This window comes from Marinomonas communis, assembly GCF_004363305.1.
GTDB lineage: Bacteria > Pseudomonadota > Gammaproteobacteria > Pseudomonadales > Marinomonadaceae > Marinomonas > Marinomonas communis.
On sequence record NZ_SNZA01000001.1, the window covers coordinates 495,505 to 514,194 of the forward strand.

The 18,690-nt window shown below is 43.2% G+C and carries 17 protein-coding genes; 12 read left to right on the plus strand and 5 right to left on the minus strand.

The genetic code is table 11. The features are described 5' to 3' along the window. Positions 1–69: 69 nt before the first annotated feature. Positions 70–2,736, minus strand: a complete 2,667-nt coding sequence (gene aceE, locus C8D85_RS02345; RefSeq protein ID WP_133559754.1) for a pyruvate dehydrogenase (acetyl-transferring), homodimeric type — start codon at positions 2,734–2,736, stop codon at positions 70–72. A gap of 779 nt (positions 2,737–3,515) precedes the next feature. Here aceE and nadC point away from each other — a divergent pair. The 12 genes from nadC (at position 3,516) to C8D85_RS02405 (ending at position 14,498) form a co-directional block, all read left to right on the plus strand. Continuing rightward, positions 3,516–4,370 carry a carboxylating nicotinate-nucleotide diphosphorylase gene (nadC, locus tag C8D85_RS02350; protein ID WP_133559755.1) on the plus strand — a complete coding sequence of 285 codons (855 nt, stop codon included), beginning with the start codon at positions 3,516–3,518 and terminating at the stop codon, positions 4,368–4,370. A 1-nt stretch (position 4,371) separates the two neighbouring features. Next, entirely contained in the window at positions 4,372–5,562 is a 1,191-nt protein-coding gene (locus tag C8D85_RS02355; RefSeq protein WP_133559756.1) for an acetate/propionate family kinase, read from the plus strand. 29 nt (positions 5,563–5,591) lie between these two features. Then, positions 5,592–7,688 (plus strand): phosphate acetyltransferase, encoded by a 2,097-nt coding sequence (gene pta / locus C8D85_RS02360; protein WP_133559757.1) that lies wholly within the window; start codon positions 5,592–5,594, stop codon positions 7,686–7,688. A 37-nt stretch (positions 7,689–7,725) separates the two neighbouring features. Then, on the plus strand, positions 7,726–8,511 hold the full coding sequence (locus tag C8D85_RS02365) for a putative metalloprotease CJM1_0395 family protein (protein WP_211342115.1): 786 nt from the start codon (positions 7,726–7,728) through the stop codon (positions 8,509–8,511). A gap of 63 nt (positions 8,512–8,574) precedes the next feature. Continuing rightward, positions 8,575–9,009, plus strand: a complete 435-nt coding sequence (locus C8D85_RS02370; protein WP_133560762.1) for a pilin — start codon at positions 8,575–8,577, stop codon at positions 9,007–9,009. Positions 9,010–9,017: 8 nt separating this feature from the next. Next, complete coding sequence (locus C8D85_RS02375) at positions 9,018–9,947, plus strand: GspE/PulE family protein (protein ID WP_133559758.1); 930 nt, start codon at positions 9,018–9,020, stop codon at positions 9,945–9,947. After that, the gene (locus tag C8D85_RS02380) at positions 9,944–10,984 is read left to right on the plus strand and encodes a hypothetical protein (protein ID WP_133559759.1); all 1,041 of its coding nucleotides are present in this window, start codon (positions 9,944–9,946) and stop codon (positions 10,982–10,984) included. The genes C8D85_RS02375 and C8D85_RS02380 overlap by 4 nt, the downstream gene beginning before the upstream one ends. After that, positions 10,947–11,768 carry a prepilin peptidase gene (locus C8D85_RS02385; RefSeq protein WP_133559760.1) on the plus strand — a complete coding sequence of 274 codons (822 nt, stop codon included), beginning with the start codon at positions 10,947–10,949 and terminating at the stop codon, positions 11,766–11,768. Before C8D85_RS02380 ends, C8D85_RS02385 begins: the two co-directional genes overlap by 38 nt. Further along, the gene (gene coaE / locus C8D85_RS02390) at positions 11,765–12,385 is read left to right on the plus strand and encodes a dephospho-CoA kinase (protein WP_133559761.1); all 621 of its coding nucleotides are present in this window, start codon (positions 11,765–11,767) and stop codon (positions 12,383–12,385) included. The genes C8D85_RS02385 and coaE overlap by 4 nt, the downstream gene beginning before the upstream one ends. Further along, complete coding sequence (locus tag C8D85_RS02395; protein WP_133559762.1) at positions 12,385–12,603, plus strand: DNA gyrase inhibitor YacG; 219 nt, start codon at positions 12,385–12,387, stop codon at positions 12,601–12,603. Before coaE ends, C8D85_RS02395 begins: the two co-directional genes overlap by 1 nt. A gap of 18 nt (positions 12,604–12,621) precedes the next feature. Next, complete coding sequence (locus C8D85_RS02400) at positions 12,622–13,830, plus strand: response regulator (protein ID WP_133559763.1); 1,209 nt, start codon at positions 12,622–12,624, stop codon at positions 13,828–13,830. An 8-nt stretch (positions 13,831–13,838) separates the two neighbouring features. After that, complete coding sequence (locus C8D85_RS02405) at positions 13,839–14,498, plus strand: sensor histidine kinase (RefSeq protein ID WP_133559764.1); 660 nt, start codon at positions 13,839–13,841, stop codon at positions 14,496–14,498. A 10-nt stretch (positions 14,499–14,508) separates the two neighbouring features. On the opposite strand, the gene C8D85_RS02410 is transcribed toward C8D85_RS02405, so the two are convergent. The 4 genes from C8D85_RS02410 to C8D85_RS02425 are packed head-to-tail and all read right to left on the minus strand — an operon-like array spanning position 14,509 to position 18,682. Beyond that, positions 14,509–15,189 (minus strand): sensor histidine kinase, encoded by a 681-nt coding sequence (locus C8D85_RS02410; protein WP_133559765.1) that lies wholly within the window; start codon positions 15,187–15,189, stop codon positions 14,509–14,511. A gap of 11 nt (positions 15,190–15,200) precedes the next feature. Next, on the minus strand, positions 15,201–16,871 hold the full coding sequence (locus C8D85_RS02415; protein WP_133559766.1) for a tetratricopeptide repeat-containing response regulator: 1,671 nt from the start codon (positions 16,869–16,871) through the stop codon (positions 15,201–15,203). 16 nt (positions 16,872–16,887) lie between these two features. Further along, a complete protein-coding gene (locus tag C8D85_RS02420) occupies positions 16,888–17,511 on the minus strand; it encodes a GntR family transcriptional regulator (protein WP_133559767.1) in 624 nt (207 codons plus the stop codon). Positions 17,512–17,515: 4 nt separating this feature from the next. Continuing rightward, complete coding sequence (locus tag C8D85_RS02425; protein ID WP_133559768.1) at positions 17,516–18,682, minus strand: benzoate/H(+) symporter BenE family transporter; 1,167 nt, start codon at positions 18,680–18,682, stop codon at positions 17,516–17,518. Positions 18,683–18,690: the final 8 nt, after the last annotated feature.

An 18,690-nucleotide genomic window follows, 5' to 3' on the forward strand; every position in this document is an offset into this window, starting at 1 on the left:
AGACGCATCAAACTTTTACAAACTGGGCCGACTTTTGATTAGTCGGCCCAGTCCCGATTATTCTGCCAATTAGCAGGTAACTGGGTTTGGCTTGTTTGGATCAAGGCCAAATTTGCTGATTGCTTCAGCAACGACGTCCGCTTTCACTTTGCCGTCTTTCGCTAGAGCGCTCAGTGCAGATACAACAACCCAGTAACGGTTCACTTCGAAGAAGTGACGTAGCTTGGCACGAGTATCGCTTCGACCGAAGCCGTCAGTACCAAGAACATTGTAAGTACTGTTAACGAACGGACGAATTTGATCTGCGTAAAGTTTAATGTGGTCAGTTGAAGCAATAACTGGACCTTTATCACCTAGGCACTGTTCTACGTAAGAAAGACGTTGCTCTTCTGTTGGGTGAAGCATGTTCCAACGCGCAGCATCTAGGCCTTCACGGCGCAGTTCGTTGAAAGAGGTTACACTCCAAACATCAGCATTAACGCCGAATTCTTCGCTTAGGATCTCTGCAGCCGCTTCTACTTCACGTAGAATTACACCTGCACCTAGAAGCTGAACAGATTGTTTGTTGCCTTTCTTCTCAACAGACTTGAACTTGTACATACCTTTCAGGATGCCTTCTTCAACACCTTCAGGCATATCAGGGTGTTCATAGTTCTCGTTCATTACTGTCAAGTAGTAGAACACGCTCTCACGGTCTTGGTACATACGACGTAGACCGTCTTGTACGATTACCGCAACTTCGTAAGAGTATGTTGGATCGTAAGATACACAGTTCGGGATAGTGCCCGCAAGGATGTGCGAGTGACCATCTTCGTGCTGTAGACCTTCACCGTTAAGTGTTGTACGACCCGCTGTAGCACCTAGTAGGAAACCACGAGCTTGTGAATCACCTGCCGCCCAAGCCAAGTCACCAATACGTTGGAAACCAAACATTGAGTAGTAGATGTAAACAGGAATCATTGGGTAGTTGCTGTTACTGTAAGAAGTAGCAAGCGCTAACCAAGCAGACATCGCACCCGCTTCGTTAATACCTTCCTGTAGAATCTGACCTTTTTCAGACTCTTTGTAGAACATTACCTGCTGGTGGTCATGTGGCGTGTAACGCTGACCTTCAGACGAGTAAATACCTAGTTGACGGAACATGCCTTCCATACCGAAAGTACGTGCTTCGTCGGCAACAATTGGTACAACACGAGGACCAATGCCTTTGTGTTTAACCATGTTGTTCAAACAGCGAACAAAAGCCATCGTCGAAGAAATCTCACGACCAGCTGTGCCTTTAATCTGCGCTTTGAAGTCTTCCAGTGTTGGAACATCTAGAGCTTCACAGTCTTTACGACGCACAGGGAAGTCACCGTGAAGCGCTTCACGACGTGAGCGTAAGTACTTCATCTCTGGGCTGTCTTCAGCTGGGCGGTAGTAAGGAAGATCTTTTAGCTCTTCATCACTGATAGGAATACCGAACTTGTCACGGAATTGAGCCAGAGACTCTTCATCCAACTTCTTAGTTTGGTGAGCAGTGTTTTGCGCTTCAGCTGCCTTGAACATACCGTAGCCTTTAACGGTTTGAGCAAGGATAACGGTTGGTTGACCTTTGTGAGAAGTCGCTGCTGCATAGGCTGCGTAAACTTTGTATGGGTCGTGGCCACCACGGTTAAGGTTCATGATGTCATCGTCAGACATATCCTTAACCATTTCTAGCAATTCTGGGTACTTGCCAAAGAAATGCTCACGAGTGTACGCGCCGCCGTTTGCTTTGTAGTTTTGCAACTCGCCGTCACATACTTCGTCCATACGTTTTTGAAGAAGACCTTTATCATCTTTTTCAAATAGCGGGTCCCAATGACGACCCCATAGACATTTAACAACGTTCCAACCTGCGCCGCGGAATACGCCTTCAAGCTCCTGAACGATTTTGCTGTTACCACGAACAGGGCCATCAAGACGCTGTAGGTTACAGTTGATAACAAAGATTAGGTTATCTAGCTTTTCACGGCCAGCCAATGCGATAGCACCTAGTGATTCTGGCTCATCACACTCACCGTCACCTAGGAACGCCCATACTTTACGGTCGCCTTGTTTAACAAGTTCACGGCTATCTTGGTACTTCATAACGTGAGCTTGGTAAATTGCTTGTAGTGGACCAAGACCCATAGACACCGTTGGGAACTGCCAGTAATCAGGCATCAACCATGGGTGTGGGTATGAAGAAAGACCTTTGCCATCTACTTCGCGACGGAAGTTGTCCATTTGCTCTTCAGTCAAACGACCTTCGATGAATGAACGTGCGTAAATACCTGGTGCGATGTGACCTTGGAAGAAGACCATATCGGCTTCTTGTGTTTCGCTAGCACCACGGAAGAAGTGGTTGAACGCGATATCATACAAAGTTGCTGCAGATGAGAAACTTGTAATGTGACCACCAAGTGTTGAGTCTTGGCGGTTCGCTTTCATAACCATCGCCAGTGCGTTCCAACGAATGATAGAGCGAATACGACGCTCCATGAACAAGTCACCAGGAAGTGGCTTTTCATTCTGTGGTGCAATGGTATTGCGATATGGCGTAGTAATAGAAGCCGGCATTGGAGTGCCAGATTTAACAGCCTCTTTACTTAAGCGATCCAGAATATACTGGGCACGTTCAGGACCTTCTTCTCGAAGGACAGACTCGAGTGCATCGACCCACTCTTTAGTTTCAATTGGATCGATATCTTCGAGGATATGCTGCTCCGTCATAGTGTTTATAACCCCCGCTATTAGAACAGATCTTCAAACTTATAGAGGCGTTTGGTTGTTTTGCTCTCTATAAGCAGTTTAAACAGACATTGCGAATTCAATTTATGAATCCAGCCGATACCTACATACAGTAAAAGTGACCGAGTTATTGGCCTCTTATGTATGTAAGCTCGATCTTGAACATGCTTTTTATTCTAATTAGACGCTTGTCGCCATCGTTACCGACCACCCATCATCTTGGGTCAGTCTGTTTCCGTATTAAAAGTTTGATTCTCAAACTTTCTGCTTACTCAGAAATCTGCACACTGTTTTGCAGTGCAGTCGATCTAAGTAGGCGTTAACAGATGCCACATTTTTGCCTTAGTAAAACAGATGAAACTAAGGTTTTCTCGCTATCCATGGCTCGATTTATAAGCTTCCGCTTCAATCGATGTAGCTGTTAATCCCGTGAGTTGGTACAAAAAACGCGGCCTAGGTTACCATCTAAACTCACCAAGGAATAGATATAGGACCTAAGTTACTGCCTTAAAACCGAGCAAACAGCACCTAAAGTGATTGTTTTTCGTGCAATTTATCTCTTCAAGCACCGTAAAAACCTGATTACTAGGGCATAATAATAGCACCATTCCCCAAACTAATATCACCTATACATATAAATTATACCCAAGTTTAGGTGCTAGCAGCCTAACAAATGTTACAAAACCAATTTCTAAACTGACTAAAGGGATGATAATCGATACAATTGAGGAACATATCGAGCTAAATAATTGGATACATGAATGGCCACTCTTTCCAACTCATTACAAGACCACATATCTAAGCATGTGCAAGCTTCTCTCGAAGAAGACATCGGTTCCGGCGATATCACCGCCAAATTAATACCTACAGACAACACGTTAACAGCGTTAGTTATCTCAAGAGAGCCTGCTGTCCTTTGCGGCCGCGCTTGGGCAGACGAAGTGTTTGCTCAATTAGATCCTAGCGTTTCCTTAGAATGGCTAGCTGATGATGGTGATGAACTTACACCAAACGAGCCTTTCCTTAAATTAAGCGGTAACGCTCGAAGCATTCTTACTGGTGAACGTACTGCCTTAAACTACATTCAAATGTTGTCCTACACTGCGACCATTTCAAGACACTACGCCAATATGGTTCAAGATGCGTCTTTGACTATTTTAGATACTCGTAAAACCATCCCAAGCCTTCGTCTTGCGCAAAAGTACGCCATCAAAGTTGGCGGTGCATCAAACCATCGAGTTGGTCTATATGATGCCTTTTTGATTAAAGAAAATCACATCATGGCCGCTGGCTCGATTACGGCAGCAGTTACACAGGCTCAATCCATTGCTCCAGGGAAAACGATTGAGGTAGAAACTGAAAACTTGGTAGAAGTTGAAGAAGCTGTAAATGCGGGTGCCGACATCATCATGCTCGACAATTTCTCATTAGAAGATATGCGTTTCGCGGTAAATAAGTATCAAGGCAAGGTTAAATTTGAAGCCTCAGGTAACATGACAGATGCCCACATTAAAGATGTGGCAAGTACTGGAGTTGACTTCATTTCTGTTGGTGCGTTAACAAAACACGTTCAAGCAATCGATCTATCATTACGTGTTGTAAAAGAGGGTATTTAATATGTCACAAGTACTGGTTGTTAATTGCGGCAGTTCCTCACTTAAGTTTGCTATTATGGATGGATCCGGTGCTGCACCATTGCTTGAAGGTATTGCGGACAGACTTGGCTCTGAACACAGCAATATCACGTTTAAGTTTAACGGTCAGAAAGTGGAGCAGCCTCTTCATGAGCATGACCACAAAGGCGCTGTAACGGCCATTAAACAATGGATCGATGATCATAAAGATCTGAATATCCAGCTAGTTGGTATCGGACATCGAGTGGTTCATGGTGGTGAAACATTTAGCCAATCTGTTTTAATCGATGAAGCAGTGCTTCAAGGTATTGATGATTGTTCAAAGTTTGCCCCACTTCACAACCCAGCACATGTAAAAGGCATCAATGAAGCACAAGCTTTATTTGGCGACTTGCCACATGTCGCAGTGTTCGATACAGCATTCCACCAGACCATGGAAGCAGACCAATACCTGTACCCTATTCCAATGCGCCTATATCGTGAGCATCATTTTAGGAAGTATGGATTTCATGGCACCAGCTACCGTTATATCTCGGCAAAACTAGCCTCGCTTAATGAGAACTTCGGCTCTCAGAATACGCTAATCGCTCACCTAGGTAACGGAGCAAGCGTTTGTGCTGTGCGTGCAGGAAAGTCTGTTGACACTAGTATGGGCATCACCCCTCTTGAAGGCTTAATGATGGGGACAAGAAGTGGCAGCCTAGACCCAAGTCTACTATCGTTCATTAGCGATGCAGAAGGCATCTCAATGAAACAAGCATTAGATATCTTGAATAAAGAGAGCGGCTTAAAAGGTGTTTCTGAGATCTCAAATGATTGTCGAACGATTGAAACAGCGCAAGCTGCAGGTGATGATCGCGCAGAGTTAGCGCTTAATATGTTTGCCTCTAAAGCAGCCAAGCATTTGGCCTCAGTTGCGACAAACCTTAATTCTGTAGATCATCTAGTCTTTACTGGAGGGATTGGAGAAAATTCCCCAGTATTAAGGGACAAAATCTGTGAGCGACTGAAAATGATGGGAGTTAGATTAGATCAAAACCTGAATCAGACTTGCCCTCGTGGTGAAATCAGCCAAATTTCTTCAGATACGTCTTCTGCCAATATTTGGGTGATCCCAACAAACGAAGAGCTTTTAATTGCTCAAGATACTTTGTCTCTAATTGATAAACATTAATCAAACCCTGTTAACGGTATTTTATTTATATGTCTACCAACGTTTTAATGACTGTCCCTACTGGCCCTGGTGTCGGACTAACTTCTGTGTCAGTCGGACTGGTTCGCGCATTGGAACAACAAGGTTTGAAAGCCAGTTTTTTCAAGCCAATCGCGCAACCGCATCCAGGTGATACGGGACCAGATCGATCAACCGCAATGGTTGCTCAAGGGTCAACCTTACGCCCTGCAGACCCGATCCCGCTTCACGAGGCAGAACGTTACTTATACAACGATTCTATTGATGAACTTATGGAAGAAGTCGTGGGGCGTTTTCAAGCCAGTATAGAACCTGATTCCACCGTTATTGTTGAAGGGCTTGCGCAAATTCCTGGTCATCCCTATGCCACCCGTTTAAACAAAGCCATTGCTCGCACATTAGATGCTGGCATCGTATTGGTAACAGCACCGAACAAGATGCGTGTAACTGAGCTGGAACATCACGTAGAGATTGCTGCTGGCTCATACGGTGGTATCAAGGCGGAAGATGTAATTGGTTGTATCTTAAATAAGACGCAGCCAGGCTCTTTAGGCATGAAGTCTTATGGAGACTCTTTCGCACAGCGCCCAATTTTCAAACGTAACTTTAGTCTTCTTGGTCAAATCCCAGCCTCTGAAGAATTGACTTACCCACGTGTTAAAGATGTGGCAGATTTCCTTGGCGCCAAAGTCATCAGTGCCGGCGAAATGGAGACTCGACGTATTCAGTCCTACACTCTATGTGCTCGTGGTGTAGAAAATATGCTTGAAGCATTGAAGCCAGGAGTATTGGTATTCACCCCTGGCGACCGGACTGATGTCATCATGGCGACAGCGATTGCAGCGCTTAATGATACAAAAATCGCTGCTCTGGTGCTCACGGGTGGTTACCAACCTAGTGAAGCTCTTATGACGCTATGTGGTAAGGCCATGGCGAAAGGGTTGCCGATTCTATCCGTAGACAGCAATAGCTGGGAAACAGCGATAAAAATGCAGTCTTTCAACCAAGAAATCCCGCTTGATGACAAAGAGCGAATTCTGACGGTCAAAGAACACATTGCCCGCTGTATTGATCATGACTGGATTAATACATTCGCACTGAATAATGAGGAGCGGAAACTTTCTCCTCCAGCGTTCCGTTATCGATTGATTGAGCAAGCACGCTCATTGAACAAGCGAATCATCCTACCAGAGGGTGAAGAAATTCGTACGATCCAAGCGGCATCCATCTGTGCTGAACGTGGTATCGCACGCTGTACTCTTCTAGGCAACCCTGAAGAGATACAACGTATTGCTCAAAACAACGGCATCGACCTTAACTATGGCGTCGAAATACTTGATCCGAAAACCATTCGTGATCAGTACGTCGGACCAATGGTAGAACTGCGCAAGCATCGCGGCCTTACAGACATCGTTGCCAGAGAACAGCTTGAAGACAATGTTGTTCTGGGTACCATGATGCTGCAACAAGATGACGTAGATGGTCTAGTATCTGGCGCAGTGCATACGACAGCCAACACTATCCGCCCTGCTCTACAGCTAATCAAAACCTCTCCGGATTCAAGCTTGGTCTCTTCGGTGTTCTTTATGTGTCTACCTGATCAAGTTCTGGTGTACGGTGATTGCGCCATTAATCCAGACCCAACGGCTGAGCAGCTGGCCGAGATTGCCATTGAAAGCGCCATGTCCGCACAGGCATTTGGCATCACACCTCGAGTAGCAATGATCAGTTACAGTACTGGCGGCTCAGGTTCTGGCAATGATGTTGATAAAGTTCGTGAAGCAACACGAATTGCTCAAGAGAGACGTCCAGATATTCTTATCGATGGCCCTCTTCAGTACGATGCAGCCATCATGGAGAAAGTTGCCAGCCAGAAAGCACCAAATAGTAAAGTAGCAGGTAAGGCAACTGTGTTTGTCTTCCCTGACCTTAATACAGGAAACACTACTTACAAAGCGGTGCAGCGAAGCGCTGAAGTGGTAAGCATTGGACCGATGTTGCAAGGCATTCGAAAGCCAGTAAATGATTTATCTCGCGGCGCCCTTGTCGACGATATTGTTTACACTATTGCGATCACAGCAATCCAAGCAGGACAGCTGATAAAGTAAACATCTATTGATCAATATCTAGACAAAAAACGGTTATTTGATTACATTTAAAAAGTTAATGTTAATTGAATGGCCGTTTTTTATGTCTGGTAGTGTTTCTCTTTCAATTGAAGCGCAACGCTTAGTTAATGAGCGCACCTCTAATGCCGCTTCAGACAAAAGCAGTTCAATTCAGCCAGAACAGCCATCAAGCTCAGCTATTCAAAGCCGTTCCAGCTCTGATTATACAGTCACCCTTTCCGAAGATTCCCAAAGCCTTTTAAATGATGAACGTCAATCAGAGGCTCAAGATGCCGACATAACGAATGATGAAGTGGATAGAAGTTCATCAGCTCAAGATTCTGAGGATGTATCTGCTAACGAGTTGACTGAAGAAGAACAGCAAGAAGTAGAGGAACTTGAAGCTCGCGATGAGGAAGTACGAGTTCATGAACAAGCTCATGCTTCGGTGGGTGGCCAGTACGCAGGAAGCCCATCATACAGTTATGAGCAAGGCCCTGACGGCAAACGTTATATTACTGATGGCGAAGTTCAAATCGATGTCAGCCCTATAGCCAACGACCCACAAGCCACGATTGAGAAAATGAAACAAGTTTATCGTGCTGCACTAGCTCCTGCCGAACCTTCTGCAGCCGACCGATCTGTCGCCAGCGAAGCCCAACAACAAATTGCTGAAGCGACAGCAGAATTGGCTCAACCTAGTCAGAGCAATGAAACAAACGAAACATATCAATCAAGCAGCAATCGCTCTACATTAGAAATTAATAGCTTTTATTCTCAAACCAACAGCACCAGAGGAGCCCAAATAAATTTAACTGCTTAACACTTTCACAAGACGTGATTTTACACTCATACATTACAGATTATTTCATGGAGGAAATAGGTAATGAAGAACCAGAGAAACTTTGGGTTTACCCTTATCGAACTAATGGTAGTAATTGCCATCATTTCAATCTTGGCAACAGTAAGCGCCCCCACCTTTGAAAAACACATCGCCAAGGCAAATTTAGTAGATGTTCAACTCTACGGTAATGAGCTCACTAGTGCAGTCGATGAATTTGTCTTAACCCATTCAGCGTTTCCAAGCGATACAGACTTTTCCAATTTCAAACCAGATCATAGCAATATAGATCTCATAAAAGCAGTAAGCCTATCTAAGCTCGACACGCTGCAGGGCTCTCTTTCGTTGAGTTTTGTTAAGGGCATTGGCATCAATGAAAACCAATTCATCAAGTACTCTAGAACGTCCAGCGGGACTTGGGTTTGCGAAACGTCATTAAGCAGCCAACTCATTCCCGAAAAATGTACGCCGGCAGAGTGAGTGCAGATATGACTTTGGATCAATTAATGATTAGCACGATCGAGCGACAAGCCACAGACCTCCATATTCTCGTTCAACCCACACATGCTTGCGTTAAGTGGAGGTGTCATGGAAGACTTTCAGAGGAGCAGCTTCTTCCTAATGGCGAAATCCTTGTTAATCGAATAAAGATTTTATCCGAACTTAACATTGCCGAAACTCGCCGTGTTCAAGAAGGGATGTTTGACTATGAACACCTCAATCAACGCTACTCTATCCGCGTAAGTATTGTTCGGTCTGACAAAGGTGAAAAATTAGCTCTTCGAGTACTGCATTCATCGATTAGTGTTTTGATCGATGAACTAGGCCTAGGCAACCTTGCTTTGAGCGCTTTAAAAGAAAGCATTCACTTGTCAAATGGACTTATTCTTGTTTGTGGCGCTACTGGCAGCGGAAAAACCACTACCTTATATTCATGCCTACAAGAGATAAATGATGGCTCTCGGTCAATTTTCACCATCGAGGACCCAGTTGAAATGCCTACTGACGGGATTTATCAATTCGAACCAAATCCTGCACTCGACATTTCGACTCACGACCTACTAAAAGCATTCATGAGACAAGACCCTGATGTCATCATGGTGGGGGAAATTCGTGATGCTAAAACAGCTGATTTAGCCATATCAGCTGCGCTAACAGGACACCTAGTCCTTGCAACATTACATACCAACAACCCATTAAATGTTGTTCAACGATGCAAGAATTGGCAGGTGGATTATTTTGCTTTAGCAAGCTCTTTGAGATTAATTATTCACCAGTCTATGCAGTACATAAACGAGAACCCACGACCGAAATTTACTACTATTCGACCAAACTGGGATAAAAAACTGCCATCTGATTATAACGACCTCATTGAGCAGCCCTCTCTATGGACATATCTTGATGAGGAGCCAGTATGAGTTGGTACTACTTCAATGATCGGCTTATTTTAGAATTCTCTAGCCATCACTTAGCTTGTCAGTATGCTTGTCTACATGGCTTCCCTCTAACATCAATAAAAAGTGTGCAAATTAAGCCTTTTGAACCTAAACAGGGGTTACACTATTGCAATCAAATCTTATCACTTTGCGAGAACGGCCACTCCTTACAGAGCGCCTTGCTAAACCTTCAAGCAAACCATTTCCAGAAAAAAGACCAATTTGCAGTGATTGCCATTCAGAGTCAATTAGCACAAGGTCAAAGCATCGCAGAAAGCTTAACCAGGTTCTTACCAAGTAACCTTGCATCACTAGGTCACAGCATTCGACAAGATGGCACTGAAGAAAATAAGCTATCTAGCATTAAAGTTTTACGCGAAGCCTTATATGAGCAAGTTACGCTTTCTGGTCAACTTGTTAAGTGCTTAACTTACCCTTATTTAATTATTCAAAGCTCATTTTTACTTGGCTTAATTTCTAATCTTCTAAATAACTCGAATAGCCTTCCACTTATGGTATATTGGCTGATTGTTAGTCTTATGCAATACCTGCTATTTTGTTATATCAACAAGGGCCATTTGTACACAATGTTGTGCAGCATATTACATAGTTTTCAAGTGCGCCGAACCCTAATGCTCCTTAGCGCATTGTTGAAAAGTGGTCAGACATTACAAAATTCAATACACATTCTGATGCATACAACTTCTAAGAAGAGCAGACTACAGCTGATAGAAATTCACCTCAAATTATTAAGCGGCAAAAAAGTATGTGAGTGTTTACCGCTTCAGTGGCTTAGCGCAAACAGCCAAGCTTCTTTCAAGGAGTTAGATAAGACTGGCGATTTAATCACACCACTAGAGCAGTCTATAGACTATTGGCGAACATACAACGACACTCGCTTACGATGGCTATCAAAAGCGTTCCCAATAGTTGGTATTCTTGTTGCTTCGTTATTTGTTACAAAAACAATGATTGCACTTTATGCACCATTTTTGGAATCAAATTATTTTGGATCTTAACCTATTAATCTACATTGTCGCCTTGCTCTGCCTTGGCAGTAGCTTATCTTCATTCACCTATCGTTGGCATCAACGTGCAGAGTACGAATGGAAATCAGAAGCCCATGATTTTTTAGAGCTTCCCTTCTATGCTCCAAAGCCCTTAAGCTTTGTCCTTGGTCGCTCTTGCTGCCCCAAGTGTCATCACAAGCTTTCCGCATTGGATCTTATACCTTTACTTAGTTACGTATTTAGCAAAGGTCGCTGCCGTTATTGCACCAAGGAGATACCCTTACGCTATCCCATCATAGAGCTAATAACCGTTTTATTCTTAGTACCACTTTATTTCTTACCAATCAGTTCACTGGAATGGTTTATTTTATCCATCATTATCATGGCACTTATCTGTGCCATGATAATAGATGCTGAACACTATTGGCTGCCTGACGAATGTGCTTTCATTGTTGTTGGTTTCGCTACTTATTATTTCTATATTAATGGCCATCAAGCATTACTACCCAATATCGCTGTCGCAATACTCTCTTATCTTAGCATCTATTGTCTAAGGGCCTTTTTTTTGCGCTTTAGGAGTATCGAAGCAATAGGTCTGGGGGACGCTAAGCTACTTGCCGCTCTGACTTATTGGTTAGGTTCAGCTTCCTACAGTAACATCCTTCTAATCGCCTCTTTTGCAGGTTTAATCTGGGCTATCCTTACAAGAAAAACGAAAGGCGAGAAAATTCCATTTGGACCTTTTTTAATCGCAGGCGCAGTTCTGTATTTTTACGTTGAGCAATTTAGATGAGTAAGACAATTAATTCCCCCATCATCATTGGGCTAACTGGAGGTATTGGCTCTGGTAAAACGACCGTCGCAAAGCTTTTCAACAAGCTTGGAGTGGAATCAGTAGACGTTGACGATATAGCTCGGGAGGTCGTTGCCCCTGGTGAAAACTGCCTTCAGGAAATCGTTCAAGCATTTGGAAGAGATATTCTTACTGAGGATGGCAGCCTTGATAGAGCCGGTTTAAGACAAATTGTATTTGCTGATACTGCTCTTCGCAAGAAATTAGAAAGCATCACTCACCCAGCAATTAAAGCGCGTCTAAAACAAAAAATAGCGTCCTGTGAAAGCAAAATTGTGCTACTTGTGCACCCTCTTCTTTTTGAAACTGGCCAAAATAGTGAATGCAAATTCACTATTGCTATTAGCGTCTCCAAGCAGATTCAGATTGAGCGAGTCATGCGTAGAGATAACAACAGCGAACAACAAGTTAATCGAATTATGGACACTCAGCTCACAAACCAAGAGCGCATCGAAAGAGCGGATTTTATCTTGGAAAACACTAGCAACAACGCAGATTTGAGTGTTAAAGTCTTTCAATTACACAATAAATTACAAAGCCTACTATCATTAGAATAATGGAAAACAAAACACTGATCGCATGCCCTACCTGTGGAACTAAATCACCTTGGTCCCAAGATAATAAAGACCGCCCATTCTGTAGTGCACGGTGCAAACTAATAGACTTAGGAGAGTGGGCAAACGAGAGCTACTCTATTCCTCAGCAGACTTCTGATGAGGATGAGGTTTTCTCAGAAGATCTTGTTGCTAATCCAAATAAGTCATTCCTAGAGTAACAGAGAGATTGAAGCTGGATGAATAAGCCTAACTTTTCAGATAAAAAAGCATTACTGATAGAAGACATGGCTGAAGCACGAATCATGCAGAAAAAAATGCTGAATGATTTTGGCTTTAAATCGATTGAAATCGCCATGAAGGCAGAAAGTGCGATTGAGTTGCTACGCTCTAATTCTTACGATGTCATCCTATCCGATTACAATCTTGGCAATGGTAAAGATGGCCAACAACTACTGGAAGAAGTTCGCCATTCACACCTTATTCCAAACACATCAACGTATTTAATGGTAACCGCTGAAACATCAACGGAAATGGTGATGGGTGCCATCGAGTACGTTCCAGATGGCTATATAACAAAACCGTTCTCGCAAGCCGTGTTAGAACGCCGACTACTAAAGTTGATTAAAAATAAAGAACAACTATTGGAAGTCAACAAAGCTCTTGATGCTAACGATTATGAAAAAGCGGTATCTGAAGCACGCAAAGTAGCTGATTCTAAACCCGCTTTAGCTGGCCGTTGTCATCGCATCATCGGCGATGCATTAATGAATCTAGAGAAATACCAAGAAGCTTTAGAGTTATTTAAAACTTGTCGAAAAGAGTCTCGAATGCCTTGGGCTGCATTCGGAGAGGCAAAGTGTCACTATTATTTAAACAATATAGACAAAGCTGAATCTAAGTTTCGTCAGCTCACCTTAGATAACAAATTCTTTGTAAGCGCATACGACTGGCTTGCCAAAACCCTTGTAAAAAAGGGAGAGCTTGAGGAGGCTCAGGCCGTTCTTGTAGATGCAGTTGGACGCTCCCCTAAAAATTTGAAGCGCCAGATCGAATTAGGCAAGCTAAGCTTAGACGTCCAAGACAACCTCATGGCTGAGATGTCTTTTCGCCGCGCAGTGTTTCTTGCCAAACACTCCTGCTTTAATGAGGCAGAGGTTTACTTGCAACATATGACTGCAATCGTCGCTCTGGCACGCGAAGGCGATATCCCCTCAAGGCAAATTGATAACTTTCAGACTACTTTAAGTAAAGTGCATCAAAACTTTTTTGACTCACCTAAGGTTAGAAGTGAAGCTTATCTTCTTGAAATGGAGCTTTACAGTGCTCTGGGTGATAAAAAAACAATGAATCAAATAGAAGAAGTGTGGAACCATGATATCGAGTCTGGTAATGCCGAGCCTACTAGCGACTCTATTCAGAAAAGAATTACTCAACTAAAGGCGTAGTTCAGATTATGCAAAAGATTGACATAAGCACCATTCTTGCAAGCGCCATTCATGAAAGTAAAAACCACTTAGGCACCCTGCTTTATCAACTTGAAGCGCTTAAACGATTAAACTTACCTTCAGAAGGCAGTACTGCACTAAGAAAAGTTGAAGAAGGCATGAAGCAACTCAATGATGAGTGGGTTGAATACTTGTACTTATATCGCTTGGCGTCAGATGGATACCAAGTTCATTATGAGTGCCATGCACTGGACGAGTTTCTAGATGATCAAGTTTTTGCGCTTACTCCATCAGCGTCAGCAAAAAATCTTTCTCTATCCTACGATGTAGATGAATCTTTAACAGGAATATTTGATGAGCGCCTTATGACAGCAGTGGTAGGTACAGCTGTTTATAACGCCCTGAGATTTGCAAAGAATAAAATTGAGATTAACGCTGACATCGTAGATGAATATTTAATTATCAACATCGAAGATGACGGTAAAGGATTCGAAGAAACAGCAAGTGAGGAAGATGAAATGCTGTTTCAAACCAATACTGGTCTTGGCCTTTACTTTGCCGAGTTGTCAGCAAACGCACACAAGGTTGACCATAAATCGGGGTTTATTCAGAAGCAAAGCTCCAGCAAACTTGGTGGAGCTAAGTTGACCATTCATTTACCACAATAACTGGATGAACTTACGGTATAAGCATATCTATTCGACCACCACCAGTTGTGTCATCATTTTTCAAGGTAGTGCGGCCAAAACGCCCCTGATTGGTATGAAGTCTCACTACCTTATCGCAATATAGCCAGCCGGTATTTTGACTGGTCACATTGTCAACAGAGCTACCCGACACCAATGCATCATAAGCCTCTAATATAAATTCTGGATAACCTCTCCCATTATCAATAACGGATAATAAAAGACCATCACTCGTTGCTTGAAACTGAATATCGATCTTATTGTTAGTGTATCTTAATGCATTCAGGAGAGCGATTTGCAAAACTGTTTCCATCAGCTGCGAATCCAGATACCAACTAATATCCTCACCTTGCACAGTTACCTCAATTCCCTTCTGCTGTAGCAAAGCATCTAAACCTGCTAAGGTGTCTTCCACCAACTCTAGAACAAACGTTTCTGAAGCACTTACTACTAATTTATCATCATTCACCAAATACAAACCGTACATCTGGCTAATAACGTTTTGCATGCGAACAATTTCATATTGAGCCTCGGCAAACATATTTCTGTCCACACCATCAGTATTAGCAATAGCACTGTCGAGCTTAAATAAAACCTGACTCAATGAATTGCGCATATCTTTGATAGAAGCCTCAATAACCTCTTGAAAAGGTAATTGCGGTTGAAATGACATGTAGCAGCCTCCTAAAACATGACCTTATAATGCTTTACTAAATACTCTTTTAAAGCATTCAATCTTTTATATTGTTTGTGTGCTGGAGTCACATGTCTTAGCCGTTGAATTGATTCAACACACTCTGCAACCATATGTGACTCGCTACCTTGTGCTTCCATCAATTTAAGACAAGTTTGCACATAATTTAAATTCAAGCCTGGATGACGGGGAGACAGCTCTAAAGCTGTTTTAAATTCATGGATTGCATCTTGATAAGCTTTATTTGAGTAGTGGTTTAGGCCCTGCTTGTTCAGTGATTTAGCTTGAGCTTTTGCTCCAAGACTGATTGGCTCGTCTAAGAAATCTGATGCTTGCTGCTTTAAGGCATCGCTTGTTGCCTGATCATTTACCAATGAAGCTAAAATAGTCTCTGCTTGCTCTTTCTCGCCAGCACTGTAGAGTGTCTTACCATATTCAACGACCAGATCTTGAGGCAAACCACCTTCTAACTCAGAGGCAATTTGCTTTGCGACTTGAAGTGACTGTTGTGCTTCGCGCATTTGACCTTGTGATGCATGAAAACGACTCTCAGCGAGAGACTTTCTTAACTTTACTGAATCATCATTGCCAAAGCGTTTTGTAACAACGGATAGAGCCTGACCAGCCTCAGCTAACAGCCTCTTTTTATCTGTGCTGTTTTCCACATTCGCAGCGGATTCAGCCACAATGTCCACCAACTGAATATAATCATCAGGGCTTTCATGAACTGAGTTAATCCCCAACCGAACGGTTTGTTGACTGGCCTTCAAAGCCGTTTGGGGATCACCATTTGCTAGGCTCACTGCAGCCATATGTTTTTGTCGTTTATGAATTCTTGGAGAGATTTTGATTGCATCATTTAAGATTTCTTGAGCCTCCTCTAACCTCCCCATTGCTTCATAAGCTTGTGCAAGTAGATCGTAAGCACTGATGGTCTGCGGGAATTGCTGAATAGTTTTCTGTAAAACCGATACAGCCTTAGGAAACTGTTCTTGCGCCATCGCTAACCGAGCTAACCCAAGTAGAGCCCAATCTACTTCTCTTTGCTTAATCTCAGTTTTACAAAGATGCTCTAATTCTTGGCTAGCACCAGCATTCAAGTAAGCATCGACAAGATTACGCTTACACCAAGTCGCATAGCGGCCATTTTCTTCTATATGTTTAACGCAAAGAGGAATAAGCTGATCAAACTTCTCTTTTGCTATCAAAGTTTTCATTGTCGAAAGCGCTTTGGTTTGCACAAATTGACGCTCTAAACGGCGCGCAAGTACTGCTTGGGTAAAAGGCTTAGACAGGTACTCGTCAGGTTGAGATTCCATAATACCCATTACAACATCTCTACCCGTTTCAGCGGATACAATAATAAAGATATTAGTCGGCTTTAAGAGCTGTAGCGTTCTCAGCTCTTCTAGCACCTGTTGTCCATTCTTACCGCCGGTCAAGCGAAAATCACAAAGGACAATGTCGTATTTACGTGCTCTACAGGCATCAACAACCCCTTTACCACTTGAGGTCTGATCAACATGCTGTATACCAAGCCCTTGCAGCATCTGACGAATTGATACACGAGAATTTTCAAATTCATCCGCGACAAGTGCTTGAAGCCCCGCATACACAGAGGAGTTTTGAGCAGCTTTAGCCTGAAATAAAGATTTATCCACCAGTTAAACCCAAAAGCTAGTTTTCATTTTTAAGGTAATCAACAAGCATTCGACCCGCAACTTCAATATGTCCTTTCAAATAGCGCAGTGCTTGGTCTTTTTGGTCGCTCTCAATCAACGAAATCAACTTTTCATGCTCGTTCTGACTCGTGTCACGATAGTTAAGAGGGCCATATTGGAACCCCATGTAACGTCTCACTTGTTCATTGAGTATAGCGACTACATTAAATAAAGTAGGCCTATTTGCTACTTCATAGAGTGTCGCATGCAAATCCCAATTTAGCTGACCACGCTCAAGTAAGGTTAAACAAGGGTTATTAAGTTGTAAATTAATATCTTTAGCACGACCAAGCACTTCGTGCGTTAAGTTAGGCAGAGCATGTCCCAATAACTGAACTTCGAGAGCCATACGCATTTGATACAAATCCTCGGCCTCACGCCAATTTAGCTCTGGCACCATGACACCCGCTTTACCATGAGTCACCAACCAACCTTGGTTTTTAAGCTGTGCAATTGCATCGCGAACGGGAATGCGACTTACATTGTATCTAACTGACAATTCTTGCTGTCTAAGTGGACAACCTCGAGGCAATGCACCATTCAGGATATCAGCTTTTAGCTGCTCAATAAGCTCCAACATGACGTTATGATTTTTTAAGATTTTGAATAAGAAGCACCGTTAAACCAAAACAGATTCCCCAGAAAGCTGAGGCCACACCAAAAAATGATACGCCTGAAACGGTAGTTAAGAACGTAATGAGTGCTGGTTCGCGATAGCGCTCTTCATCAAAAGCCGCTTTCAGATTTGCTGAAATGGTCCCCAACAAAGCAATGCCTGCAAGCGCAGCGATCATCGTCTTAGGAAAAACAGCAAATAAACCAACCACTGTTGCCCCAGCCAACCCTGCCAATGCATAAAACACCCCTGCAGATAACCCAGCAATATAGCGTTTTGAAGGATCCTTATGGCACTCCTCACCACTACAGATAGCCGCAGTAATAGCGGCTAAATTGAACGCAAACCCACCAAATGGTGCTAACAGTACGGTCGTTACCCCCGTCCAAGAGATAATATTTGATACGGGGGTTTCATATTTACTGGCTCTCATCACAGCAACACCAGGAATGTTTTGGGACGTCAGCGTCACTATGAAAAGGGGCACACCCACACCTAAAATCAACGAAGTGTTCCACTCAGGTGCCACAAAACTCATACTGCCAATTGATAAGGGAATACCACTAAAAGCGGCATGCGGCTGCAATAAAACCATGACAACGCCCGCTATCAATACCATGATGACAGCATAACGCGGCAGCACCACTTTACAGGCTAAGTAAGCCACAATCATCACTGCAACAATAAGTGGATCAGTTTCTAGTGATGTGAAAATCGCCACACCAAAATTAAACAACACACCGACTAACATAGCGCAAGCGACAGGCAATGGAATCCATCGCATTAAACGGTCAAACAAGCCGGATATACCCAACAAAAGCATCAGTCCACCGGCAAATATAAACAAACCAATGGCTTCAGCATAGCTTGCCCCAGTCAAGCTAGTTGCCAACAACGCGGCTCCAGGGGTTGACCATGCAGTGATAACAGGAGACTTATACCACATTGATAAGAAAAAGCAGGTTGCCCCCATGCCTAAGCCTAGGGCCATGATCCATGATACTTTCAGAGCTTCACTAGCACCGGCCATATCCGCTGCCTGAAATACAATCGCCACCGAGCTGGCAAAGCCGATTAATACCGCTACAAATCCTGCAGCAACAGCACTCAAGCTAATATCTTTTAAAACATTCATTGATTAGT

Bases quoted from the DNA above. Each gene is read 5' to 3' on its own strand.
- C8D85_RS02395 (WP_133559762.1), top strand. From the start codon at position 12,385: ATGGAAAACAAAACACTGATCGCATGCCCTACCTGTGGAACTAAATCA.
- C8D85_RS02405 (WP_133559764.1), top strand. From the start codon at position 13,839: ATGCAAAAGATTGACATAAGCACCATTCTTGCAAGCGCCATTCATGAA.
- pta (WP_133559757.1), top strand. From the start codon at position 5,592: ATGTCTACCAACGTTTTAATGACTGTCCCTACTGGCCCTGGTGTCGGA.
- C8D85_RS02425 (WP_133559768.1), bottom strand. From the start codon at position 18,682: ATGAATGTTTTAAAAGATATTAGCTTGAGTGCTGTTGCTGCAGGATTT.
- coaE (WP_133559761.1), top strand. From the start codon at position 11,765: ATGAGTAAGACAATTAATTCCCCCATCATCATTGGGCTAACTGGAGGT.
- aceE (WP_133559754.1), bottom strand. From the start codon at position 2,736: ATGACGGAGCAGCATATCCTCGAAGATATCGATCCAATTGAAACTAAA.
- C8D85_RS02400 (WP_133559763.1), top strand. From the start codon at position 12,622: ATGAATAAGCCTAACTTTTCAGATAAAAAAGCATTACTGATAGAAGAC.
- C8D85_RS02385 (WP_133559760.1), top strand. From the start codon at position 10,947: ATGCACCATTTTTGGAATCAAATTATTTTGGATCTTAACCTATTAATC.
- C8D85_RS02355 (WP_133559756.1), top strand. From the start codon at position 4,372: ATGTCACAAGTACTGGTTGTTAATTGCGGCAGTTCCTCACTTAAGTTT.
- C8D85_RS02410 (WP_133559765.1), bottom strand. From the start codon at position 15,189: ATGTCATTTCAACCGCAATTACCTTTTCAAGAGGTTATTGAGGCTTCT.
- C8D85_RS02380 (WP_133559759.1), top strand. From the start codon at position 9,944: ATGAGTTGGTACTACTTCAATGATCGGCTTATTTTAGAATTCTCTAGC.
- C8D85_RS02370 (WP_133560762.1), top strand. From the start codon at position 8,575: ATGAAGAACCAGAGAAACTTTGGGTTTACCCTTATCGAACTAATGGTA.
- C8D85_RS02420 (WP_133559767.1), bottom strand. From the start codon at position 17,511: ATGTTGGAGCTTATTGAGCAGCTAAAAGCTGATATCCTGAATGGTGCA.
- nadC (WP_133559755.1), top strand. From the start codon at position 3,516: ATGGCCACTCTTTCCAACTCATTACAAGACCACATATCTAAGCATGTG.
- C8D85_RS02375 (WP_133559758.1), top strand. From the start codon at position 9,018: ATGACTTTGGATCAATTAATGATTAGCACGATCGAGCGACAAGCCACA.